The sequence below is a fragment of the Burkholderia territorii genome (assembly GCF_001718335.1).
Taxonomy (GTDB): Bacteria; Pseudomonadota; Gammaproteobacteria; order Burkholderiales; family Burkholderiaceae; genus Burkholderia; species Burkholderia territorii.
On sequence record NZ_CP013365.1, the window covers coordinates 1,196,690 to 1,221,103 of the forward strand.

At 68.6% G+C, this 24,414-nt stretch carries 10 protein-coding genes; 6 read left to right on the plus strand and 4 right to left on the minus strand.

Annotated features, from left to right (window positions below; translation table 11 throughout):
- Window positions 1–52 precede the first annotated feature (52 nt).
- Both WS51_RS05365 and WS51_RS30615 read left to right on the plus strand, forming a co-directional pair.
- Window positions 53–1,570: a cryptochrome/photolyase family protein gene (locus WS51_RS05365; protein WP_069228724.1), complete on the plus strand. Its 1,518-nt coding sequence runs from the start codon at window positions 53–55 to the stop codon at window positions 1,568–1,570.
- A 4-nt stretch (window positions 1,571–1,574) separates the two neighbouring features.
- Window positions 1,575–1,748: a hypothetical protein gene (locus WS51_RS30615; RefSeq protein ID WP_414016564.1), complete on the plus strand. Its 174-nt coding sequence runs from the start codon at window positions 1,575–1,577 to the stop codon at window positions 1,746–1,748.
- Window positions 1,749–1,816: 68 nt separating this feature from the next.
- Here WS51_RS30615 and WS51_RS05370 read toward each other — a convergent pair whose 3' ends face one another.
- Complete coding sequence (locus tag WS51_RS05370) at window positions 1,817–14,170, minus strand: LWXIA domain-containing protein (protein ID WP_069228725.1); 12,354 nt, start codon at window positions 14,168–14,170, stop codon at window positions 1,817–1,819.
- Between the two features lie 577 nt (window positions 14,171–14,747).
- Between WS51_RS05370 and WS51_RS05375 the strand changes: the two genes are divergently transcribed.
- From WS51_RS05375 to WS51_RS32450, 3 genes are all read left to right on the plus strand, one after another.
- Window positions 14,748–16,001, plus strand: coding sequence for a porin (locus WS51_RS05375; protein ID WP_069228726.1), 1,254 nt, complete (start codon window positions 14,748–14,750; stop codon window positions 15,999–16,001).
- Window positions 16,002–16,333: 332 nt separating this feature from the next.
- On the plus strand, window positions 16,334–16,825 hold the full coding sequence (pal, locus tag WS51_RS05380; RefSeq protein WP_059541261.1) for a peptidoglycan-associated lipoprotein Pal: 492 nt from the start codon (window positions 16,334–16,336) through the stop codon (window positions 16,823–16,825).
- A 237-nt stretch (window positions 16,826–17,062) separates the two neighbouring features.
- Entirely contained in the window at window positions 17,063–17,227 is a 165-nt protein-coding gene (locus WS51_RS32450; protein WP_167357964.1) for a hypothetical protein, read from the plus strand.
- Between the two features lie 93 nt (window positions 17,228–17,320).
- Here the strand turns inward: WS51_RS32450 and WS51_RS05390 are convergent, their stop codons facing one another.
- Genes WS51_RS05390 through WS51_RS05400 form a run of 3 tightly spaced genes read right to left on the minus strand, consistent with a single transcriptional unit; the run spans window position 17,321 to window position 22,136 of the window.
- Window positions 17,321–18,583 carry a cytochrome c gene (locus WS51_RS05390; RefSeq protein ID WP_069228727.1) on the minus strand — a complete coding sequence of 421 codons (1,263 nt, stop codon included), beginning with the start codon at window positions 18,581–18,583 and terminating at the stop codon, window positions 17,321–17,323.
- Window positions 18,580–19,263 carry a (2Fe-2S)-binding protein gene (locus WS51_RS05395; protein WP_059944381.1) on the minus strand — a complete coding sequence of 228 codons (684 nt, stop codon included), beginning with the start codon at window positions 19,261–19,263 and terminating at the stop codon, window positions 18,580–18,582. Before WS51_RS05395 ends, WS51_RS05390 begins: the two co-directional genes overlap by 4 nt.
- The gene (locus WS51_RS05400) at window positions 19,260–22,136 is read right to left on the minus strand and encodes a xanthine dehydrogenase family protein molybdopterin-binding subunit (protein ID WP_060121656.1); all 2,877 of its coding nucleotides are present in this window, start codon (window positions 22,134–22,136) and stop codon (window positions 19,260–19,262) included. The genes WS51_RS05395 and WS51_RS05400 overlap by 4 nt, the downstream gene beginning before the upstream one ends.
- 504 nt (window positions 22,137–22,640) lie before the next feature.
- On the opposite strand from WS51_RS05400, the gene WS51_RS05405 reads away from it, so the two are divergent.
- Window positions 22,641–24,191 carry a sensor domain-containing diguanylate cyclase gene (locus WS51_RS05405; RefSeq protein WP_069228728.1) on the plus strand — a complete coding sequence of 517 codons (1,551 nt, stop codon included), beginning with the start codon at window positions 22,641–22,643 and terminating at the stop codon, window positions 24,189–24,191.
- Window positions 24,192–24,414 lie beyond the last annotated feature (223 nt).

The window sequence follows — 24,414 nt, forward strand, 5'->3', positions numbered from 1 at the left end:
CTTCGTCTCCGAACCCGCTTCCATCACCCATGCAACTTCTCACGCATAGCACATGACATCCACCGAATTGCCGTATCAGCGCCGCCCCGTCGTCGTATGGTTTCGCGACGACCAACGGCTCGGCGACAATCCCGCCTTGACTCATGCAGTCGAGAGCGGCCACCCCGTCGTCTGCGTTTACCTGCACGACCCTGCCCCGAAGTCCGGGCGCCCGATGGGCGGCGCGCAACGATGGTGGCTGCACGAATCCCTCGCGAAGCTCGACGACGCACTTTCCGCGCTCGGCGGCTCGCTGGTCGTGCTGCGCGGCGACCCGCAGGAGGCCATCACGAGCTTCGCCATCGCGATCCAGGCCGCGATGGTGGTCTGGAATCGTCGTTACGCGAAAGCGCATACGGAAATCGACGCGTCGATCAAGAAGGACTTGAACGGCCGCGGAATCGACGTGTCGACATTCAACGGCCATCTGTTGCGCGAACCCTGGACGGTGACGACTCGCGAAGGCTTGCCGTTCCAGGTCTTCGGTGCGTACTGGCGAGCCGCGTGTCGCGACGATTTATGTCCGTCGCCTCCACTGGCGGCACCGTCGAGCATTCGGTTTTTCCCGGTTCCCGAACGCGTCACGCCACATGTCAGCTCACTGCGGGCGCTCGCACTCCAGCCGGCGGCACCCGACTGGGCGCGCGGCCTGCGATTGACGTGGCGCTGCGGCGAGGAAGCCGCCCGGCAACGCCTCGACGCGTTCCTGGACGAGTCGCTTCGCGACTATGCCGGCATGCGCGATTTCCCGGCCGCTCACGCGACGAGCCGGCTCTCGCCCTATCTGCGCTTCGGCAACATATCGGTTCGGCAGGTGTGGTATGCGGCGTTGTCGGCAGCAAACGCGATGCGCGGCACGCGCGCGGCGCGCAGCGACGCTTCGAAAGGCGCAGCGCTGGACAAATTCCTCAGCGAAATCGGATGGAGAGAATTCTCGTATCACCTGCTCTATCACTTTCCGCCGCTGCATCAGGTCAATTTCCGGCGTCAGTTCGATTCGATGCCGTGGCGCGACGACGCGGAGGCGCTCCGCAAATGGCAGACCGGGCACACTGGCTACCCGCTCGTCGATGCCGGCATGCGCGAGCTTTGGCATACCGGCTGGATGCACAACCGCGTGCGCATGGTCGTCGCGTCGTTCCTGTCGAAGCATCTGTTGATCGACTGGCGCGTGGGCGAAACATGGTTCTGGGATACGCTGGTCGACGCGGATGAAGCCAGTAACCCCGCAAGCTGGCAGTGGGTCTCGGGTAGTGGCGCCGACGCAGCGCCGTATTTCCGCATCTTCAACCCGGTGCTGCAGGGACAGAAATTCGATCCGCAAGGCGAATACACACGACACTGGGTGCCCGAGCTGTCGAAGATGTCCGTGGAAAAAATCCATGCGCCTTGGACGGCGTCGCCGGAACAACTGCACGACGCGGCCGTGAGTCTCGGCAGGAGCTATCCGTTTCCGATCGTGGATCACCCGCTCGCGCGTGCGCGGGCCCTGGATGCCTTCCAGCAGCTCGCTTCGGACGACGATGCGTAGCGGTATGGCCCACTTCACGATCGTGGACTACCTGTCGTGGAATGCGATTCCCACGGTAGCCGGCAACCTGGCCGGCGGCTTGCCGTTCGTCGGCGCGGCGCTGTTCAGCACGCACGACAAGACCGCGCCGAAACACGCGCCCGTTTCGCCGGCGCACGTCGTCGCACGCAAGGCCTGATCGTGCCGCCGCATGCCGCCGCTTCGATGCCAGCGCTGCATACCGGGGCGGCTCGCACGCCGCACCCGTCACCCGACGATGACCTGCTGCCCCGGATCGATCTCGCCCGGATGGTTTGCGAGATTCCGGTTGAGTTGCAGGATCTCGTTGAGCGCGACATTGATCCGCTGACCGTCCGACATCCGCTGCTGTTCGTCGGCCGGCACGTGTGCCGCGGCAAGCAACGTTCCTTCGTGACGCTCCGCGATCGTCCACAATGAATCGCCGGGCGCCACGTTCACCGTCAGCGGTGTCTGGTTTGGTGAACTCGACGGAGGCGCCGGTTGCGATGCCGTGGTCGACGGCTGCGTCGCCGATGCCGACGGGGTCGCGGACGCACTCGTCTGGACCGGCGCCGGCGTCGTGCCCGGCGACGGCGCGAACGATGCGCCCGGCGCCGGCGTGCCGGCCTTCGAACCCGGCGGCTTCGGCGACGAACCCGGCGGCTTGTGCTTGTCGTCCGCGGTCGCCGACGTGTACAGGCCGATCCCCTGCATGATCCCGAAGATCGCCACCGGTGCCAGCGCGACGCCGGTCGGCAAGCGCTCCATCCACGGCGTCGCATTCGGGAAATGCGAATGCAGCCGCCCGGCGCCGAGCAGCGCGCCGGACATCGCGGTCAGCGTGCCGGTCATCGGATCCCCCGTCAGCGCGGTATGGACGCCGGTGATGATGCCGACCGCCGATGTGAGGTAATCGCCGGTCGCGCTGGCGATGCGTGCCAGTTGACTGCGATTCTCGGCGTTCACCCCGCGCAGGCTGCCCTTGTAGACGATGCCGGTGTAGACGGCGCTGAGCGCGCCGCCGATCGCCTGTCCACCGGCCAGCCAATCGCCGTGCGTGACCGCCCTGGACGCATTCATCGCGATCGAACCGCCGTAGCCGCCCAGCGCCAGCACGCGGCCGACGCGGCCGATCGAATGGCGCGGGCTGCCGTGGTGCAGCAGCTTCAGCGAGGTCCCGCCGACCACGCCCTGCATCTGCGCGAGCATGTCGGCGGCGACGGCCTTCGTATGCGCGACGGTATCGTCGAACGACAGCATCCCGTCGTCGTTCAGCGCGCGAAGCTGTGCGGCCATCGCCTTGCCTTCGTGCGCGATCTGTTCGAGCTGCGTGCCGCGTGCGGCCACGTCGAAACCGTTCGCCTTCAACTGCGCCTGCAGCCCGCGCACGAGCCGGTCGACGACGCGGTCGAACACGCGCGGATCGCCGTTCTTCAGGCTCGCGACCGCGCCGTGATGCAGCGCCTGGAACACGCGCCCGACCCGCAGCCCCGCATACAGCGAGTTCGTCGCGGTGCGCACCGACTCCCGGCCGACCGCGACGAGCACGCCCGCACCTGCACCGCCGGTCATGGTGGCCGCCGCGATGTCGCCGGCCACCCGCTTGCGTGACGGAGGCGGCGCGTTGTCGCCGATCGGTTCGTCGTGCACGCGCAGCGCATGCAGTTCCGCCTGCGCGCGCTTCCCGGCGGGAATGTCGACCTGGGCGAGTTGCGCGGCCCCGCGGCGGCTCGCGCCGATCGGCTTGGTGCCGTCGTTGAGCAGCGCCGGGTCGCGCACGACCGCACGCCAGTAGTCGAGCGGATCGGCGGCGGAAGGCCGGTTGCCGGTGGTCACGCGCGCCGGCACGCTGGCGCCGTGGTCGGTCAGCCAGCGTCCGCCGAACGTGCGGGCGCCCTTGTCGGTCGTGGTGCGCGGCTTGTTCCCGTCGGCTTCCCACAGTGTCGTCGCATGCTCGATCGTCGCCTTGCGCGCCTGGTTCAGCCAGACGGTCGTGTTGCCTTCGTAGATCTTCTGGCGCAATGCGGCCAGTTCGGCCGGCGTCATTCCATCCGCCGCGCCGATGCGCTCGACCTCCGCGAACAGCAGCTGATGCTGGTTCGCGAGCGTCTGCCGGTCGACGCGCTCGAACACGCGCGTCAGCGCATCGGCACCGTGCAGACGATCGATGATCTCCGGCCGGTTACGGTTCTCGACGATCAGCTTCGCGAGTGCGCCGGTCAGATCCTGGTTGCCGATGAAGTCGTTGCCGTGCGTGCCGTACGACAGCCCCATGTGGACCCATTCGAGCCCCTTGCGTTCGAGCACCGCGCGCAACAGCTTCGCGTGGCCGCCGCCCGGCACCGATTCCGGCACCGCATCCCAGCCGTGGAACGTGATCATCACGTTCGGCGCGACCGTGCCGGGATGCGCGTTCGACCAGCGTTCGAGCGCGGTCATCACGCGCACGTAGTCGTGATACGTGTCGTTGGTGCCGGACTGGAACCGGTAGTCGTTGCCGGATACGAGCGCGCGCGACGGCGCGGTCTCGAGCCGGATCGCGAAGCCCGTGCGCGCGGCCTCGTCGAGCCAGCGATGCAGATGCTCGAGATCGTCGAGCGCGAGTGCGGTCCCGTCCGAGTCCGGTGCCGGATGGACCATCCCGTTCTCGCCGTCGAACACGGCGCGCTTCTGGTCGCCGAGCGCATCCACCGCGCGCAGGAAGTCCGGATCGTGCGCCTTGCCGAGGGCCGCCGCGAGCGAATGCGGATCGATCACAAGCGTGACGACCGGCATCACGCCGCCGTAGCGCTCGACGAGCGCGCCCATCAACGCGGGATCGTCGCGCAGCGAGAACGAACGCGCCATCGGCACCATGCGATCCTGCAACGCATCGCTCGAGCGCGTGAAGATCTGCCGGATCCGCTTGTCGGCGACGGTCGCCGCGCCGAGATTGCGCGTGCGCGCGCGCAGTTTGCCCGGCACCGGCAGGAAGCGCGACGCCGATGTCGACACGTCGCGCGCGACGTACAGCTTGTTGCCCAGCGTGCGCCACATGCCCACGTCGACCATCACGGCATCCGGCTCGCCCTTCAACACCAGGTTCACGCCGCCGGGGCGCTGCGCCTGCTTGTTGTATGCCTCGATCTGCTCGTGCGTCGCGAAATACTGCTCGGGCTTCGCCGCGCCGTTGCGCAAACTGAACTCGACGACGGTGGCCGACGACAGGCCCGGCTGATACGGCTCGATCGACAACGGCGCGGGCGCCGCGCCGTTGCTGCGCAGGCGCCGCAAGTCGCCGAGCACCTCGTTGTACGCGTGCTGCGTGCGCGCCGCGAGTGCGCGGAATGGCGCCGAATGCCGGCCGCGCGCCTCCGCATCCTTCCATTGATCGCGCAGCGCCTTCGCACGCGCCTCGAGCGCGGCGACGCGCGTCGGCCGCGCGCTGTTCAGGAAATCGCGCGGCGACAGTTGCGTGAGCAGGAAATGCACATCCGCGCCGAAGCGATCGCTGCCGATCGGCATTTCGTCGAGCGGCAGGCCGGCATGATTCTGGTTGCCGACCTGCGGGAGCTTGTCGAACCACCGCATCTTGCCGTTGCGCTCCGCAATCACGCCGAGCGGGTTGCCGAGCGCTTCGGCCACCGCCCCGTCGGTCCGGAACACGTAGATCACGTGACGGCCGCCGTCCAGCGCGCCGTTGCGGATCGCGGTCAACAGATGCGGCACGCTGTTGCCGCTGAAGTCGACCGCGTTGAGCGCGGACTTGTCGGACGGCAACAGATGCGGGTCGACCGGCGGCAACTGCGCGGCGTTCGCGTCGTCGCCCTGCTCCGCGCGCGCCAGCGGCCGGCGCACGGGCACGATCGACTGGAACAGGTCGCCGGCCGAACGGATCGGCTTCTTCTCGACGGCCGGCGCTTCCTTCGCCGGCCGGAACCCGCCGATGCGCTCGACGGTCGCGGGCGTCACGTCGCTCACGACGAAGCGGATCCCGCGGCGCGGCGACCGGCCGACCGGAATGCCGCCGCGGCGGCGACGCCGGAATACCGTGCGCAGCGCTTGCTCGGGAATCTCGGTATCGCCGAGCGGCGCCTTCTCGAAGTACTTCCACACGTGGTTCGTGTCGCGCTCCGCGTGGCCGAGCACCTTGCCGGTCTCGTCGTCGACCACATGAATCCAGCGGTGCTCGCCGGAAACCGCGCGCACGGCCTGGCGCGGCCGCTTGAAGACCGGCGCGTCCTGCAGCTTCGACACGTCCGCCGCGAGCGTCTTGTCGATGGCCTGGCCCGAAGTCGTGACCGACCACGACGTCTTGCCGTCCGGCGTCTCGATCTTCGACGGGCCGCCGAAGTGCACCAGCTCGTCGTGCGAGACGGGCGACACGTAGAAGTCGAGCTTGCCACGCGCGCGTCGGCCGCTGTTGTCGCTTCGCTCCAGCGCCTTGTTCAGCGCGTGCGGCACGCGCTTGCCGTTCAGCATCCGCACCGGGCCGAGCGCGCCGTTGGCGTCCGTCTCGAGCACCGCGACGAACGTCGGTGCCCCGTGCGGGCCGTCGCCCGCCGGCGGCGTCGCATGCGCGGCGATCAGCACATGTGCATTGGGGCCGATCTGGCGCGCCAGACCGTCGAGCGTCGGCACATGCCGGCCATCGACTCGCGTAAGCGTGCGACGGTCGAGGGTGTCGAGCCAGGCGGCGGCGCGCGTCTGCTGTTCGGTCTCGACCGTGGTGGCATGCGATGGCGCGGCGGGCGCGCCCGGATGACTCGAAACGGTGGCCGGTGTCGTCGCACCGGACGGATCGCCGGACGCGCTCGCGAGGCGGCCCGTCGGCCCTGCCGGGCCGATCATCGGCCAGATCGGGCTGCCGTCGACCGCGCCGGCCGCGCGCGTGCCGCCGGCATGCACCGCCGCATAACCCTCGGGCAGGCCCGAATGATCGACGGCGGCAAGCCGGTACGACGCGTCGCCGGTCGTCGCGTCGCGGGTTCGCACGACGTACATGTCGACGCCTGCCGGCTTGAACAACGTGCCGCCGTCGGGCGTGACGATGCGCAGCGCGCTCGCCGGGTCGTGGCCGAGCGCGGACAGCAGCACGACGTCGGTCGGTGCGGCGGCCTCGACCGCGGCCAGGTTCGCGGCGGCGCTGGCCGCGACGCGTTCCGCCGCCGTCAGGTCGCCGTGCGCGAACGTGGTGTCGTCCGGCAACGCCTCGGCCGGCACGTATGCGTGATTGCTCGGCCCGGTATTGGCCGCATCCAGCGCCTGCCCGAGCGCATCGTGCGCGATCGTCCGCACGCCTTCCGGCAACGCGCGCGGTGCATCGGTCACGGCTTGGCCGGGCGCGTGCGCTGCCGCTGCCGGCGCGTCGGGCACCGTGCCGCTGAACCGGAACCAGCCTTCCTCCGGGTCGAGCGCGGCAAAATCCGTGCCGCTGCCGAGCACGGTGCTGCCGTCGCGCATCACGAACTCGACGCGCAGGTTCGTCAGGCCGGCCGCGTCGAACGCCTGCATCACATCGTCGATCACGCGGGTCGGTTCGGCATCGTCGAGGAAGCCGCTCGGCCAGTGCTGCGACACGGTGCCGCCGGCTTGCGTCACGCGCGCGGCGTCACCGATCACGCCCGGCCGCTCGGCGAGCGCACCGCGGAACGCATGATCGAGCGTGACCGATTCGAACGTATCGTCCGGAATTGCGCTGAAATCGTAGTCGGGATCGGCGAATGTCGGATCGGACACGCGTGGCACGGTCGGGCGTGCGGGCCGATCGCCGAGCGGCTGCGCCGCCGTTCGGGCAGCCGTCGGCGAAGGTTCCGCGCCGGCTGCCGCGGGCAATGCCGGGCGGCCTGCGCGCGCGGGATCGCCGACGAAGCGCTGCATCGGCAGCCGATCCTTGTCGACCTGCCCGGTCAGGCGCGTGCCGCGCACGGTGGTCGAGCCGTCGCGTTCGACGAGCAGGATGTCCGGCGGCGCCCAGACCGACGTCGGCCGCCCGGTGAGTTCCGACAAGCGCTGCGCAAGCGCTGCCGCGAAGGTGGTGCTCGCGGCCCGCACCTGACCCGGCGCGACGCGCAACGGATCGTGCTTGCTGGATCCACCGAAGCAGGAATACAGCGTCACGTCCTGCCCCGGTTCGAGTACCGGCGCGACGCGCCCGGCGACCTCGTCCGGTGTCATCGGCCGTCCGTCCGGGCCCAGCATCGCATCGGCCGAGATTCCGTGACCGAACACCACGTGATGGCCCGGCGGCGACATCAGCCCGCGCGCGCCGATCGAATGCAGCGGGTCGTCGGCCGGCATCAGCAGCGTGTCGGCCGGACGCAGGAACTCCGGATGCTGCGTCGCGTCGATGCCGGTCACGTCGTCGAATCCCGGCTGCATCACCGAATGGCCGTGGATCGTCGTGGTGAGCACGCCGCCGTTGGCGATCGTGCGGTCCGTATAGACGCGGCTGGTCTTCGGATAGATTTTCTGCGTCTTCCCCGACAGGCCGTCGTCGGCCTCCGACTCGGCGGCCTGCTCCGCGCGGGCCGCCCATTCGTCGGCCGTGAAGATCTGCCCCGGCCCGACCTCGACGAGCGGAACCGGCACGTAGACCGGCGGCTCGTTCGCGTCCGGTTCGGCCGAGAGACGAGGATGTGGATGCGTCGGCCCGCCTGGCGTCGCGCCGGGGCGCGCGGCGTCGCCCGTTTCGCCTGCGTTGCCGCGCCGTCCGCTGTCCGCATCCGGATCGATTCGCGCGTCGACGGGACGCACCGGTTCGACCGGCGCATCGTTGCGCGCCGTCGCACCCGCCACCGGCTCGCCGCGCCGCGCGAACACCAGCGGCGGCTGGCTCGCGTCGGGCGTCTCCGGGATATGCAGGTAGAGCCGCGTCGACACGTCGGGATCGTTTGCCGGCACGACGATGTCGTCGCTGTTCGGGTGCAGTTCGAGCGCACCGGTGCCGCGCACCGAGTTGGATGCGATCGACGCGATCACCGGCACCTGCAGCTCGTATGCGAGCTCCTGCGCGAATGGATAGTCGCCGGAGCCGAGATAGCAGCCCGTCAGCAGCACGCCGTTGCCTTCCGTATAGGCAGGATCCTCGAGCATCCTGCGCGCGAATTCGCGCGGTGAAATCGTGGTGCCGTCCTGCGTGACCGCGATCGAGCTGTCCCACCTCACGTTGTTCGGCTTCGTGCCGTGCGATTCGACGATGTCGAAGCCCGACACCTTGAGGAACTGCCGCGCGGTTGCATGGCCGAGCAGGTTCACGACGTTCGAGCCCGGCACCGGCCGCAGTTCCAGCGGATTGACGCGGACCGGCTGCGCGCGCCCGGGCGAGAACTTGCCGTTCACGTCCGGTTCGATCTGGAAGCGTGCGAGCCGACGGTTCGGGTTGGGGATCGCGCGCTGCCATCCGGCCGCATCGGAGTCGCCCAGCCGCCCGAATACCGGCGCCTGGATCAGGTCCGCGAATTCCTGCAGCAGCTCGGGATCGGCGCCGCTGTGCGGCCCCTCCAGCGCGATCGGCGTGCCCGGCGTGTAACCTTTCCACGCCAGTTCCTCCAGCGCGTAGGTCATTTCGAGCGCGCTCGCCGAGCGGCCGCTGCGCGGATTGATGATCGACCCGCGGTTCGTCAGCACGCGCCACACGTAGACGCCGAGCGGCACGCGCGCGTCGCCCGACGCACCGCCGCCGCCCCAGCGATTCGACACCGGACGCGGTGCCACCGTGCTCCAGTCGACCGCATGCGCGCCCTGGTCGATGACGGCCAGCGCCGGCGAGAAACGGTAGGTGCGCGGCCCATACTGCACCGAACGATCGGGCTTGCCCGCGAAACTCGGGGCATCGGGCTCGATCACGATGCCGGCCGCGTAACCCGAGTCGGGGCTGCCGTCGACGCGGCTGCGCGGCGAGCGCCATGCGACGAAGCCGCTCGCGCCGTAGACGTCCACGCCGAGCACGTTGGCGAGCAGTTGCGCGAGCGGGCTCACCCGCGTGCCCGCGCCGCATGCATAGAGAATCACCGGCGATTTGCCGTCCCAGCCGCTCTGGCGCACCATCTCTGCCAGATCTTCCGCGCTCATCGGCTTGCCGGCCGCGCTCGCGAACGCATCGGTCCACGCGTGCGCGTACACGGCGAAGTAGCCGGGCGGCACCGGCATCAACGGCCGCTCACCCGGCGGCAACTGGTTCTCGGGCTGCGCGGGATGGTTCGAATAGATCGCGAGATCGGCCTCGCGGCGCGGATAGGCGCCCCATTGCGTCTCGTGCATGCCCGGCAGCGCGTTGATCACGTCGATGCGCCGCCCGTCCTCGCTGCGGATCAGCGGCTTCGCCGGATCGAACCCGCGCGGGTACATCACGCGCAGCGTGCGATCGTACATCGGGTTCATCGACAGCGACAGCCGCTTGCCGGTGTCGTCGAGCCCGACGTGTCCCACCACCGCTTCGGGCAGCACCTTGCCGTCGGCGGCAAGCGCCGTTTGATCGACCAGCGCGACCTGATAGCGGCCGGCCGCCACGCCGCTGCGGGCGACCATCATCGCATCGTGGTAAGACGCGTAGCGCGTGACGCGGATCGTGCCGTCTTCGGCGGATGCCGCTGCGGCGAGTTTCGCCGGATCTTTACCCGCCGCCGCGCGCCGCTCGTCGGCATTGGCCGCGCGGATGTCGTCCGACAGGTTGCCCCTTTCGGTCGCGGGCAGGCCGTCGTGGCCGGGATTGCGCACGTTGCCTTCGCCGTCTTCCAGCGCGTACACGTAGTATTCGACGTCCTCGAGACGGTTGCCGCTCTCGAGGATCGACCCGACCACGCTGCTCAGGATCTCGCGATCGGCTGCCACCTGCGCGGGAATGTCCCACGACGCCGGGTGCCCCGCCGCCGCGGCAGAAGCCGCTGCCGGCGTGGCGGCTTTGCCCGGCGTCGCGCCATCGCCGGCCGACGCGTTCGCCACGGCCGCGGTCGCGTCGCCGGCGATCCCTTCGGCATCGGGCGCCAGCCGCAGCACGATCGCGTCGCCTTCGTCCGGCGTGCCCTGCGCGCGGCGCGCACGCAGCCACGCGGCGAATCGCGACCGCAGCCCTGCGTCGGCGGGCGGCACCGGCTCACCGTCGTCGGCCGGTTCGCCGAAACTGGCCGCCTGTTCCTCCGCGTGCTGCCAGGGATTGCCGATCTCGCCGACCGCGAGACGCTGGTTCGCCAGCCCGTTGCCATACAACGACTCGACGACGTTGACCGCGACCGGCCGCGGCATCGTCGACGGTGCGGGCGTCTTCGTGATCGCTCGAATCGGCCGCTCCATCAGCGTGTGCGAGCCGAGTCCCATCTGCGCGACGCCAATGCCGAGGTTCAGCAGTTGCTGCGCGCGATCGGAATCGGACATCGCGTCCCAGTTCTTGACCAGCGACACGCCCTGGTCGGCCATCTGGTAGCCGCCGATCAAGCCGCCCGTGGTATTGAATACGCCGGCCGTGCGCCCCGTCGTCTGCGCGAGCGACTGGAACGCGTCGGCTTCCTGCGTGAAGCGGCCGAGGCCGGCCACGTCGGCCGCGACGCCGTCGCCGCGCGATGCGACGGTCAGCAGGTCGGAGACCTGCCCCGTCGTGCGCAGCAGCGACGACGCCTCGGCGAGCGACTTCGCCGCCACGCCGAGCCCGCCGCCCGCGATGCCCGCACCGCTGCCGATCAGGCTGATCCAGTCGCCGCGCGCCTGTGCGTTGCCGAAGCCGATCGACTGGCCGTGATCGCTCAGGTTCTTCAGGTCGCCGATCGCGGCAGGCACGCCGACGGCCATGCCCGCGCCGACGGCAGTCCACGCGGCGCCGAGCATCAGGCCGCCGACCGGCGCCCCGATGCCGCTCGCGACCAGCACGACGCCCCCGGCCGCGGCAAGAATGCCGGCGCCCATTTCGAGGATGTGTTCGGCGTGCTGGTACCACTCCGTCTTGTGCGCGTCGATCGGCTCGTATTGCGAGAACCCGCCCGACGCCGAACCGTTCGTCAGGCTTTTCGGCACGTACAGCTTGCCGTCGTCGGACAGCGCATTGTTGTGCTGGTAGTCGTCGACGGTGTCGTACTTCCAGCCGCGGTCGTCGATCAGCTTGTACTGGTCCGGATGCCCCGCCACCTGCACCTTGAAGAGCGCGCTCGGCGCGGTACCGGTCCCCTTCGACACGTAGTAGATCGGCACCAGCGACACGACCGCGTGGTCGCCGCCGACCTTGCGGATCTGGTCGACGACGTTCTGGATCATCTGCGTCGCGGCCGAATTCTTCGCGTACAGAGACTGGCTGTTGACGCTCGTTCCGTTCGACAGTTGCCCGTTGCTGACGATCAACTGTTCGAGCAGCGCCATCGACGGCACGTCGTTCCGGTCGGTCGGCGTCGCGCCCGGATCGTCAGGCTGGATCCCGAGGCCCGCGCCGACGAAGTTCGTCATCTGGTCGGAGCCGGTGGTGAACGTATAGGCCTTGTCGTCGAAGTGCTTCTGGAAGTCGCCGAAATACGCGCTGAGCTGCTTGTCCGGATCGGTCTGGAACAGCTTGTAGCTGGCGTTGGCGGCATCCTTGTTCTGCTTGTCCTGCGCATGCTGGGTGCCCTGGTCGTAACGCAGCTGGAAGTCGTTCGCGAATCCCGCGCGGAACCGGTCGTCGTTCTGCATCCTCGACAGCAGCGCCTTCGACAATGCCGGATCGACACCCGACGACAGCGCCTGCCGCACGCTGTCGAACCCGTAGCCGGTGTCGCTGCCGCGCAGCGTGTAGATCATCGTCTTCGCGCTGCCGTTGGCGTCTAGCAGCCAGCTCGCGACATCGTCCTCGCGATGCACGGGCTCGCCGCTCGCGGTCGGCTGCTGGTCGGCGAGCCCGACGGCCGTGCTGAGCCCTTTGTAGAACTCGATGCCGTCGCCGTAGGGCTGCGGCGTGCCGGTGTTCGACTGCGTCCACTTGTTGCCGAAATCCTTCTCGACGGTGTCGAGCACGACGCCCGCGAATTCGGGCGGCGCATTGGCGAGGATGTCCTGCATCCATTTGCCGGCCTTGTCGGCATTCATCCGGCCGTCGTAACGCGCCTGCATGCTGGCCTGGTCCGTCGCTTTCGGATCGGGCTTCTGCATCAGCGGATCGATCTGCGAATGGATGAAGCTCGCGTTGAAATGCGGTTGACCGGCCTGCGTCCACAGCGTCTGGCGTTCGTCCAGCGAGAACGACGCGTTCATGTTGGTCTTCAGCACCTGAAGCGCCGCGCCCGGATTGCTGCCCGGATTCGCCATCAGTTGCGCGACCTGCTGCTTCGTGTACTGCAGCCGCACTTCGGGCGCGGCCGCAAGCAGCATCTGGATCTTCCGATAGCCGGGATTGTCCTTGCCCGCCTTGATCTGCGCCTGCGCCTGCGCCATGACGTACGCGAACACGCCGCCTGCCTGGTCGATCTGCGCGTTCAGGGCGTTCGCGGCCGCATCGCTCATCCCGTCCGTACTGACCGGAATGCCCGTCATCTTGACGAACGCCTCGGCGAGCGGGTTCTGCTGGGCAAGCAGCTTCTCCTGCGTCGACAGCTTCGGGTCGCTCGGATCGACGCTCACGCCGGTGTCCTGCATCAGCGCGAACGTGACCGGGTCGGACTGCGCGAGCTGTTTCATCTGCGGCGACAGCGACGGATCGTCGGGATTGATCGTCGCGATCGTGCGCTTGAGCTGGCTTTCCTCGCCCAGCGCGTCGACGAGGCCGGTGTACCACATGCCGTCGTGATTCTGCTTCATCGACGCGACGACCTGCTTCTGCTCGTCGGCCGTCACGTAGGTCAGCGCGGTGTCGTCGCCGCCCGTCACGACCTTGTCGTACTGGCTCTGGGCCTGCGACAACTCCTGGGTGATGTCGGCCTCGTCGGCGCGGCGCAATCCGCCCGGCTCCTTCTGCCATGCCGCGTAGTCGGCCTTCGCGTCGTTCAGGCGCAGCGTCGCGGCCGACGTGCTGTATTCGTGGCGCAGCGCGCTCGTGAGCGCCGCGTATGCGTCGTTGGCGTTCGTGTCGGCCGTCGTGGCCGCCTGGCGCAGTTGCGCACCGGTGTCGGGATCGGCGCGCCGGATGCCGCCCGGCAACGCGTTGTACTGCTGCAGGTCGGCGTTCGCGGCCTGGTCCTTCTGCATCGCCATCGCGTACTGGAACGCCTTCACGTTGGTCGTCCGCTCGGGCACGGACTCGGCCGACACCGCCTTTTGCGCATCGTCGAGCACCGAGCCGAGCACTGGATCGTTCGGCGACGCATTGCGCAGATCCGATGCCACGCCCGCGATCGCCTTGTTCGTGTCGCCGCTGCCCTCCGCGGCAACGCGCATCTGGTTCTCGACGGCCGCCTGCACCGCGCCCCACGCGGCTTCGGCCTTCTTCACCTGGTTGTCGAGGTCGGCCTGCGACGCGCCCTGGTCGTGCAGACGCTTGAGCGTCGCCATTTCGGCCTGCGCGAGCTGCAGCAGGCGCTGCGTCTCGGCTTGCGCGGCCGCGAGGGCCTGCTGTTCCGGCGTCTGCGCCGGCGGGTTGCTGCCGGCGCCGTTCTTCGGTGCCGGATCGTCGTCGTTCTGCGGCTGCGGCACGTTCACCGGGCCGCCCCCGCCCACAGCCATCAACACCATGTCCGTTCTCCCGCGGCATGCGCGACGAGCCGGCACAGCGGCAGGCAGGCCACGCGCAATGGTCCATTGTGCCGAACGCGCGCGCGTGAAAAAGTCGTGCATTACGTAGTCGCGGGCCGGCGCGCGACGGCCCGGGACGACGCCTGCTACGAACGCAATGAACGCGACGCGGCGATGAGGCCGTGGTTGCCGCGTGCGGAAAATCTTGCCGGCTGGCGCACGCGAGATCGGCAATACATGCCGCCGTCGACCGGCAACGTACGGCGTCGTGCAATGCATCATCTCCGGGGCGACATCCGGCACCGACTCCCGAGACCACCGACATGCACGCCGAATCGCCCCGGTCTTGCCGAATGTCGAATCGTTCGTCACACGCGATGGTTTCATTTCGCGCCGATTCGATCGAAACACCCTGCATCCGAGCGCCGCGATTCCACGCGATTTTGCAGAGGACCTTTCCTGTGCAGCGCCTTAATCGACGGTCGCGCGATCTCCAATAATTGCCGCTCGATCCGTCGGCCCGCGCGCCGACGCGACCCACCGGCGATCGGGCCGGAGACCAACGATAAAAAATCCTATGCATTCCTATAAAACCATCCAGCCCGCCCGCGCGCGCGTTGCCGCGTCGCATGCCGTTCGACGCCGTCGCACCGGCGCGCTTGCCGCGACCGCGATCGCGGCAAGCGCGGCCGGCCTGGTTCCGTACGTCGCGCACGCGCAGAGCAACGTGGTGCTGTACGGCCTGATCGACACGTCGATCACCTACGCGACCAACCAGCGAACACATGGCGCCGGCTCGCCGGGCAGCGGCAGTGTCGCGCTGACGAGCGGCGCGTTGAACGCATCGCGCTGGGGGCTGCGCGGCCGCGAGGATCTCGGCGGCGGGATGGCGGCGGTCTTCACGCTCGAGAACGGCTTCTCGGGCACGAACGGCAAGCTGTCGCAGAAAGGCGTCGACATGTTCGGCCGCCAGGCGTGGCTCGGCGTGAGCTCGCGTACGGCCGGCACGCTCACGTTCGGCCGCCAGTACGACCTGATCCTCGATTTCGTGACCCCGCTCGGCGCGTCGGGCCCCGGCTGGGGCGGCAACCTCGCGGTGGATCCGTACGACAACGACGACTCGAACCGCAACCTGCGCATCAATCACGCGGTGAAGTACACGAGCCCGACGTATCGCGGGCTCACGTTCGGCGCGATGTACGGATTCTCGAACACGGCCGGCGCGCTCTCGAACAACGCCGTGTGGAGCGCGGGGCTCGGTTATGCGAACGGACCGCTGAAGCTCGGCGCCGGTTACCTGAAGATCAGCCGCGATCGCAATGCGCCGAATCCGGACGGCGCGCTGAGCACGGTCGACGGCTCGGCGACGATCACGGGCGGAAACCAGCAGATCTGGGCCGTGGCCGGCCGCTATGCGTTCGGCCCGCATTCGGTCGGCGCCGCGTGGTCGCACTCGGCCACCGACGGCGTGAGCGGCGTGCTCCAGGGCAGCGGCATCACGCCGCTGAAGGGCGAATCGCTCGTCTTCGACAACTTCACGGTCGATGGTCGCTACTTCGTCACGCCGGCGTTCAGCGTGGGCGCCGCGTACACGTACACGATGGGCCGTTTCGACTCGCGCACCGGCCAGACGCGCCCGAAATGGAACCACGTGGTCACGCAGGCCGACTACGCGTTCTCGAAACGCACGGACGCGTATCTCGAAGCCGTCTATCAAAGCGTGAGCGGCGGCAACGGCAATCCCGCGTTCAACGCGACCGTCTGGACGATGACGCCGTCAGCCAACAGCAACCAGCTGGTGGTCGCGCTCGGGTTGCGGCACAAGTTCTGACGCCCCCGCGATGCGTGACACGCGCGCACCGGCATCGCGCATCACGTATCGCCGCGCATGCCGGGTCGCAGCGCAAGCAAGAATGCGTCCCGCGTCGTTTCCGCGCAAAAAATGCGGAGAAACTGGTCACGCCGTGACATTTTTCCTAATCTGGTTGCAGCGGCGCCGTGCTTCGGCGTTCCGGCCGAGACAATCTTTCATATGGCGCATCGCCGGCTTACGAAAGCGCATCGCGCACGCAAGCCGGCACTTTCGTGCCGTCTCCCCGGATGTGTGACGCGGCAGTTCGTGCGCACCACGCTTTCCTCGCAGTCAACCGCAGGAGACGCACGATGAGCAAAACGAACCGATTTGCGATCATGGCAGCCTTCGCGCTGCTCGCCGGTTGTCACCACGCGGCGAAAACGCCCGAGAATGCCGAGATGGCGCCCGCGCCATCGAGCGAAGCGGTCGCCACGGTGACGGCCGACGATCTGAACAATCCGAACAGCCCGCTTGCGAAGCGCAGCGTCTACTTCGATTTCGACCAGTACTCCGTGAAGCCGGAATACCAGACGCTGCTGCAGGCGCACGCCGACTACCTGCGCAGCCACCCGTCGCGCCGCGTGCTGATCCAGGGCAACACCGACGAACGCGGAACGTCCGAATACAACCTCGCGCTCGGCCAGCGCCGGTCGCAAGCCGTGATGAGCGCGCTGGAAACGCTGGGCGTGCAGGCGTCGCAACTCGAAGCGGTCAGCCTCGGCAAGGAAAAGCCGGTCGCGCTCGGCCACGACGAGGATTCGTGGGCGCAGAACCGCCGCGCCGATCTCGTCTATCGTTGACCGGATGCCGCGGCGGAGGCATTCCGGCTGCGCGTCATGGGTCGTCCACGATGCCGCGAATCTGCGGGGCGCGCGGCGCCGCCGGCAGCATGCGTGCGTATCGCGCTCCGTGTCGCCATGTGCCGATACGCAAAAAGCATGGAATAAACCGCCCGCCGGAAACGTTTCGTCATCGCGCGTCCGATGGTTCTCGCGAACCGCCGTGCCGCGCGGCCTTCTCGGCGCAAGGAGAATGAAATGAATTCGGCAAGACTGGCCGCGATGCTGCTCGCGGCGCTGATGCTCGTGCTGTCGGGCGGATGCACGTCGTCGGGTGGCGGCGTATCGCAAGGCTCCGGCATGAGCCGTTATGGCGGCGCGGGCGGCAGTGGAAGCGGAGGTGGCGGAGGGAGCGGCTACTGAAGCACCGCCGGAAAGTTCGAACGGGGCGCCGCGCGCGAGCGCAGCCGGAAACCGGCCGCCTCTCGCGCGTGACGCCCCGCTTCGTCGCGCGGCTTACCGACGCATCGCCTTCACGTCGGCCGGCGTGACGCTCGCGGGCTGGCCGCCCCACGTCGCGCGCAGGTAGTTCGCGAGCTGGGCGAGTTCGTCGTCGCTCAGCGTGTGCGCGAAACCCGGCATCGGCTGGAGGTTCTCGAAGCCGGCGAACTTCTGCTCGTCGATGCCGTCGAGCATCGCGACCAGCAGGTTGCGCGCATCGCCCTGACGCAGCGTCGAATTGCCGTTCATCGGCACCGCCACGTGCGGCTTGCCTTCGCCGTTGAACCCGTGACAGCCCGCGCACACCGCGAGATACACCGAGCGGCCGGCCGCGAGTTGCGCGGCATCGGCCGACACCGGCTTGACCGGCTGCGGAGCCGGCGGCGTATCGCCGAGCAAATAGACGGACAGCGCGCGCAGATCGTCCTTCGTCATGTATTGCGTGCTCAGGTGCACGACCGGATACATTTCGCCGAACGCCGAGCCTTGCGGCGCGATGCCGACGCCGAAGAACGTCTGCAGGTCGGTTCCGGTCCAGCCGCGCGCGGCGAGGCCTGCGGGCGTGATGTCCGGCGCGGCCACGCGGCCGAGCGCGGCGCCCGCGAACGGCTTCGCGCCGTCGAGCTGCCCCGTGAACGCACGCGGCGTGTGGCATTCCGCGCAGTGGCCGAGCGCGCCCGCCAGATAGCGGCCGCGCTGCCAGTCGGCGGACTGGCCGGTCGATGCATCGGGCAGGCTGTCCTTCCGGAACGCCATGTCCCAGAACACCATGCCGAAGCGCAGGTTGTACGGGAACTTGAGTTCGTGCGCGCGGTTTTCCTGCGCGACCGGCTTCACCGTTTTCAGGTACGCGTACATCGCGTCGGTATCGGCGCGCGTGAGCTGCCGGTACGACGTGTACGGCATCGACGGGTACAGCCGCTTGCCCGGCGCCTTGCCGTCGTGCAGCGCGGCGTAGAAGTCGTCCGCGCTCCAGTTGCCGATCCCGTGCGCCTTGTCGGGCGTGATGTTGGAGCCGTAGAACGTGCCGAACGGCGATTCGAGCGGCGCGCCGCCTGCGAACGGCGCGCCGTCCTTCGCGGTGTGGCATGCCGCGCAGTCGGCGGCCTTCACGAGATAGCGGCCGCGCGCGACCTGGTCGGCGCCGGGGGCGCCGGATGCCGCGCTCGCTACCGGCGCGTCATGGCCGCCGCAGGCGGCGAGCAGCAGCGCGCAGGCAGCCGCGAGCGCGGGCACGCGCGTGGCGCGTGCAGCACGATGGGCGGATGTGCGTGTCATGCGGCGTCCTTCACGAGTCCAGGCGTCGTGAGGATCACGTCCTTCACGGCCTGGTAGTAGCGGACGTAACCGGTGCAGCGGCAGATGTGCGCGTTCAGCGCGTCGGTAATCGTGCGTTCGACGTCGGCCTTCGCGACCGGCTCGCGCTTCAGGCGCTCGATCAGCACCGTCGCCGCATTGACGAAGCCCGGCGTGCAGTAGCCGCACTGGAAGCTGAAGTGCTCGAGAAACTTCTGCTGGATCGGCGACAGCTCGACCACTTCGCCGGCTTCGTTGCGCTTCGCATGGCCTTCGATCGTGCGGATCGAACGGCCGTGGAAGAAGTGCGCGCCGGTGATGCAGGTGCGCATTTCCTCGCTCGTGCCGTCCGGCTTGTCGACGATCACGACGCACGCGTGACAGATGCCCTGCCCGCAGCCGAGGCGCGAACCGGTGAGGCCCGCGTATTCGTGCAGGAACTCGATCATCATCAGCCCTTCGGGCACCTGCATCGGGCCGACTGACTTGCCGTTGATGTTCACCGACAGCGGCTTCTGCTGAAAGCGGACGAGCGGACGCTCGACGGCCGCCGGCGCGGCAGCGGGTGCCCCGGATGCAGATGCCGGTGCGGCGGACGCCGCGTTCGGTGCGGATGCGCCGGCAGCGCTCGCGGCCGACGCGGCGGTTTGGGCGGTCGTCATGCGAGCACCTCCTGGATCTTTTGCGGGGTCACCGGCAAGTCGGTGAAACGATGGCCGATCGCGTGCGCGATGCCGTTCACGATCGCGCCGACGACGGGGATCATCACCACCTCGGCGACGCCCTTCGGCGGATCGGTCTCGGACAGCGGCGGCAGGATGTCGCCCGTCTGCGACCACACGGCGACGTCGGTCGCGCGCGGCAGCTGGTAGCGGTTGAAGTTCCACGTGCCGTTGCCCGGCCCGTCTTCGTAAAGCGGCAGGTACTCGTGCAGCGCATGGCCGATGCCCATCGCGAGGCCGCCCTGCAACTGGCCCGACACGAGCTGCGGCGAGATCTGGTTGCCGCACTCCATGATCGAGTGATGCGTGAGCAGCTCGACCTTGCCGGTCGCTTCATGCACGGCCAGCTCGACGAGCGTGCCGACCGCCGTGTAGTACGTGACGGCCGCGTTGTTACGGCTCGTCGGCGGGATGAACACGCGCTTGCGGTCCAGCACGCGATAGCCGTTCGCGGTCGGCGCCAGCGTGCCGTGCATCGCGGTCGCGCCGGCCGGTGCGGCCGTGCCCGGCATCGGGCCGGCTTCGCCCGTCTTCGGCGTGCCGACCCGCAGCGACAGCCCGTCGATCGGCAGACGATCGACCACGCCGCCCACCTCGAACTCGGCGTCGGTCCATTGCCAGCGATTGAACACGTGCACGACGGCGCCGGTCGGCAGGCCGAGCGCATGCGCCTGCTTCGCGAGCTGCTCGAACGTCAGCGGTTCGAGGCCGTCGGCGGTCAGCTTGCCGTCGACCCAGCGCGCGTCCTCGATGCGGATCGTGTACGGCGCGGCCTGGCCGCCGCCGAGGCCGCGCGTCCAGATCGACATCGCGGCCGGCCACAGTCCGTAGCGGAACACGGCGCGCGCGGCTTCGCGCGTGCTGTGCGTGAAGTAATACGCGGAATTCGTCGCGCTCGACGGCGACGCATAGCCGGGCGACCAGCGCGGGTTCGCACTCAGCCGGTCTTGCTCCGCTTGCGACATCAGATAGGGATCGCCGCTCGTCTCGACCGGCAGGTCGGACCATTCGGTCACGGCGACGCGCACGTCGGTCGCCGGGCGGCCGAGCCATTTCGCGACCGCGACGGCCTGCGACGTCGACATCCCGGTGCCGATCTCGGCAGCCGTGTGATGCAGCGACACCTTGCCGTTCTCGTCGAATTCGACCTTCGCGAACGATGCCTCGGCACCCGTGCCGAAATCCTTCTGCACGCACGCGAAACCGACGCCGTAGCGCTTTCCGGGATTCGCCGCCTCGAATTCGGCCTTGCGCGCCGCACGGCGCGTCCACAGCGGATGCTGCCTCGCGCGCTCCAGCACTTCGTCGACGCGCAGCGCGCCGGCGGGAATCGCGCCCTGCGTGTTCTTCATCCCCGAACGCAGCGCGTTGCGCAGGCGGAACTCGATCGGATCGAGGTTCAGTTGCGCGGCGATCTCGTCGACCGCCATCTCGGTCGCAGCCATGCTCTGCAGCGTGCCGTAGCCGCGCGCGGAGCCGGCGTCGATCGCGCGCGATGCGATCGCGACCGCCGCGAGGTCGCTTTTCGGGAAGTAGTAGATCGATTGCGCGGCCGTCGCGCCGACCATCGCCACCGACGGCGAAAAGTTCGAGCGCCCGCCGCCGTTCGCCTCGAAGTCGCCCTTGAACGACTGCATGAGGCCCGTGTTGCGATCGACCGCGATCCGGTAATGCATCTTGAACGCGTGACGCTTCAGCGACGTCTGGAACTGCTCGTAGCGGTCGTTCGCGAACCGCACCGGACGGCCGTCCGCGTACAGCGCGCACACGAGGCCGTAGAACGGCACGTTGCAGTGATCCTTCGAGCCGTAGCCCACCGTGTAGCACGGATGCACGAACAGTTTCTTCACCGGGAAGCGGCATTTCGCGACCATCGCGGCCGCATTCTCCGCCACCTCGAGCGGCGACTGGGTCGGCACGACGAGGTGCATCGACTGCGTCGCGGTGTCGTACCAGCAGTTCGCGTTGTCGGGTTCGAGCGCGGCCGTATCGACCGACTGCGTGCTGTACTCGCGGTCGAACACGAGCCAGTCGGCCGACGGACGATCGAGCTCGGCGGCGATCTGGCCGGCCAGGAACATCCCCTGTTCGTCGAGCTTGCCGTGCTCCTTGCCGTCGGGCCAAACCGGCAGGTGCTTGCGCATCATGCTCGGGAAGATCGGCGCATCCTTCAGGCTCGAATAGACATCGTCGTCGTACGCCGTCTTGCCGCCCACCCGCACGTAGCGGAACGTGCCCCACGGATCGCGCTCGAGCGGACCCGTGATCGCGCCGTAGCGGATCACGTCGTCGCGGAACTTGAGTGCGTTCTTCGCGAAGCGAAAGCGCGCGAAGTCGTGATAGATGAGAATCGCGACCGCATGGCCGAGATACGCGGGCGTCTTGCCGGCGGGCAACAGCATGTCGTCGCCGTAGAACGCCGGGAACGCGACGCCGTCACGTGCGAGGTCGTCGGCCGTGACCACGCGGTCCGGCTTCAGTTCGTCGCCGAGCAGCGACAGGTCGAAACCTTCGTAGACACGATCGGCCTGCGTGACGCGCAGGATCAGCGCGTGCGATTGCTGCTGCGGCCAGTGCGGCATGTCGGCTGCGCGCACGTCGCGAGCGAACACTTTCGAGCCCGTGACCTTCGCGATGCCGTCGATGCGGAATTGGGGGATGCCGGTGACGCTATCCCATTTGACGGGGGTAAGGAGTTTTTCTTCGAAGAGCGCCGCGAACGCGCGACTGCCGATGGGCGCGACATACACCGCGACACCCGCCAGCACGCTGGCTTTCAGAAAACCCCGCCGTGACAGGCCGTGGTTTTTCATGTGGGAGAACCTCCTGATGCGGCTCGGACGGCGATCGGGTGTCGCGGCGTTCGGAGCGGCGCGCATTCTGGCATTGTTTTGGATATATCGCCTATAGTATTTCTCGCATGAAATACTTATTGAATTTCTTATAACGGGATTCAGCCGGGCCGAGGCGCCCGGTTGCGGGTGACCGCATGTGCGCGCTCCCGCCGGTGTCGCGTCGGGTGAATCGATCGCCTCGGGCCGTTCACGCGCGATGCGCGACGCATGCATGACGCGCGCCGAAAACGACGCGCGAGCAACTGCCCGACAACGCTCCGTCAGCGACGATTTCCGCACCGGCATCGGCGAATGCGCAGCGCGCACGCCGGCATGACTTGCGACGACTCGTCGACGCCCCGCACGGCACGCGCGGCCGGCGTTTCATGGTAATGTCGTGCGCATCCGGCTCGCCGTTCTCCCGCCACGTGCCGTGCGGAAGCGGTCGGCAATGCGTCGCATCGTGTCGAGGTCAAAATAGCCATGGCAGTCAAGGCAAGCCTCCTGAACGCCGTTCTCGCCACTCCCCCTTCCGGCAATCACCATGTGACGGCCGCGCTGCGTCCTTCGATGCTCGTCACGCTGTTCGAGGACGTGCGCCCGATGGCGCTGTCCGGCCTCGCGAGCGCATTCGTCGCGGCGATCGCGCTGATCCGGCTGCATCAACTCTGGTGTTTCGTGTGGCTCGTCGTCGACGTCGGCCTGCTCGTCGCGCGACTCGCGATCGCACGCGCGTATGCAGTACATCGTGCCGCCGGCGACGATCGCGCCGAATACTGGGCGCTGCGCTATGCGCCCGTGTCGCTCGCCGCATGCTTCGTGCTCGGCCTCGGCGTGATGGGCTGCGTCGAGGCGCCCGACGCCGAACTCGGCACGCTGTCGGTGATGGTCGCGGGCGGCGTATTCGGCGGGATCGCGTCGCGCAATTCGGCGCTGCCGCGGCTCGCGATGACGCAGGTCACGCTCGGCGTCCTGCCGATCGGCCTCGGCGCGATGCTGGTCGAGCGGCCCGGCGCATGGCTGCTGCTGCCGCCGCTCGCGATCTATCTCGCGGCCATGCGCACGGTCGTGCAGCGTCATTACCGCGTGCTGGTCGCGCTGATCGCCGCGCGTCAGCGCAACGCCGAGCTCGTCGCACGCTTCGACGCCGCCCTCACCTACATGCCGCACGGTCTGTGCATGATCGACGGCGAGAGCCGCGTGATCGTCGCGAACCGCCGCACCGCGCAGTTGTTCGGCTCGCCGCGCGAGATCATGCTCGACACGCCGCTGCCCGACGTCGTCGCGGCGCTCGGCGCAAACGAGGTGGCCGATGGCGACGGCGCGGATCTCGCCGCGCAATGCGACGTCTGGCTGAACCATGACGAACCGGTGCCGCTCGACATCACGCTGGCCGACGGCCGGCAGCTGGAACTGACGCGCCATCGCGTGCCGGACGGCAACGCGGTCGTCATCGTCGAGGACGTCACCACGCGCCGCCGCGCCGAGCAGCATATCCGGCACCTCGCGCGACACGACGCGCTCACGGGATTGCCGAACCGCCACGAGCTGCATGCGCAACTCAAGCGGATGCTCGCGCACCGGCCGCGCCTGCCGGGCGCCACGCTCGCCGTCATGTATCTCGATCTCGACGGCTTCAAGGCGATCAACGACCGGTTCGGCCACCAGGCCGGCGATGAAGTGCTCACGCAGGTCGCCGAGCGGCTCGGCAAGACGCTGCCGGCCGGCGAACTGGTGGCCCGGATCGGCGGCGACGAATTCGTCGTCGCGCTCGACGCGACCACGATGCACGCGTGCTCGCTGCTTGCCGCGCGGATCATCCGGCAGATCTCGGCGCCGTACACGCTGTCGATCGGCCAGACCGTCAGCTTCGGGATCAGCATCGGCATCGCGCTCGACGACGGGCACGGCTCCCCCGACGAACTGATCCGCCAGGCCGACAGCGCGCTGTACGACGCGAAGTCGGCCGGCAAGGGGATCTACCGCTTCTATTCGGCCGGAAGCAGCCGCGTCGCGCCCGTGACGACGAACTGAGCGCGCGCGTTCGTCGACGTCGGCGGGCTTCGCGCTTGCACGCGTATCCGTTCGCTTCCGTCGGTTCATTCCTCGATTCATTCCCGTAACGCTTTGCGTCGCTTCGCTGCATGCATGCGCGCGCGTGTTCCGCCGCGCTCGCGCGTGTCACGTGACGTGTTCCGTAACATCGACCCGCGCCGCGCGTCACGTTCGCCGCGGAAGCCCGCACGATCGGTGCGGC

Excerpts from the sequence above, each read along its gene's own strand:
- WS51_RS05370 (WP_069228725.1), bottom strand. The coding sequence starts at position 14,170 with ATGGTGTTGATGGCTGTGGGCGGGGGCGGCCCGGTGAACGTGCCGCAG.
- WS51_RS05390 (WP_069228727.1), bottom strand. The coding sequence starts at position 18,583 with ATGACACGCACATCCGCCCATCGTGCTGCACGCGCCACGCGCGTGCCC.
- pal (WP_059541261.1), top strand. The coding sequence starts at position 16,334 with ATGAGCAAAACGAACCGATTTGCGATCATGGCAGCCTTCGCGCTGCTC.
- WS51_RS05405 (WP_069228728.1), top strand. The coding sequence starts at position 22,641 with ATGGCAGTCAAGGCAAGCCTCCTGAACGCCGTTCTCGCCACTCCCCCT.
- WS51_RS05400 (WP_060121656.1), bottom strand. The coding sequence starts at position 22,136 with ATGAAAAACCACGGCCTGTCACGGCGGGGTTTTCTGAAAGCCAGCGTG.
- WS51_RS05365 (WP_069228724.1), top strand. The coding sequence starts at position 53 with ATGACATCCACCGAATTGCCGTATCAGCGCCGCCCCGTCGTCGTATGG.
- WS51_RS05395 (WP_059944381.1), bottom strand. The coding sequence starts at position 19,263 with ATGACGACCGCCCAAACCGCCGCGTCGGCCGCGAGCGCTGCCGGCGCA.
- WS51_RS30615 (WP_414016564.1), top strand. The coding sequence starts at position 1,575 with ATGGCCCACTTCACGATCGTGGACTACCTGTCGTGGAATGCGATTCCC.
- WS51_RS32450 (WP_167357964.1), top strand. The coding sequence starts at position 17,063 with ATGAATTCGGCAAGACTGGCCGCGATGCTGCTCGCGGCGCTGATGCTC.
- WS51_RS05375 (WP_069228726.1), top strand. The coding sequence starts at position 14,748 with ATGCATTCCTATAAAACCATCCAGCCCGCCCGCGCGCGCGTTGCCGCG.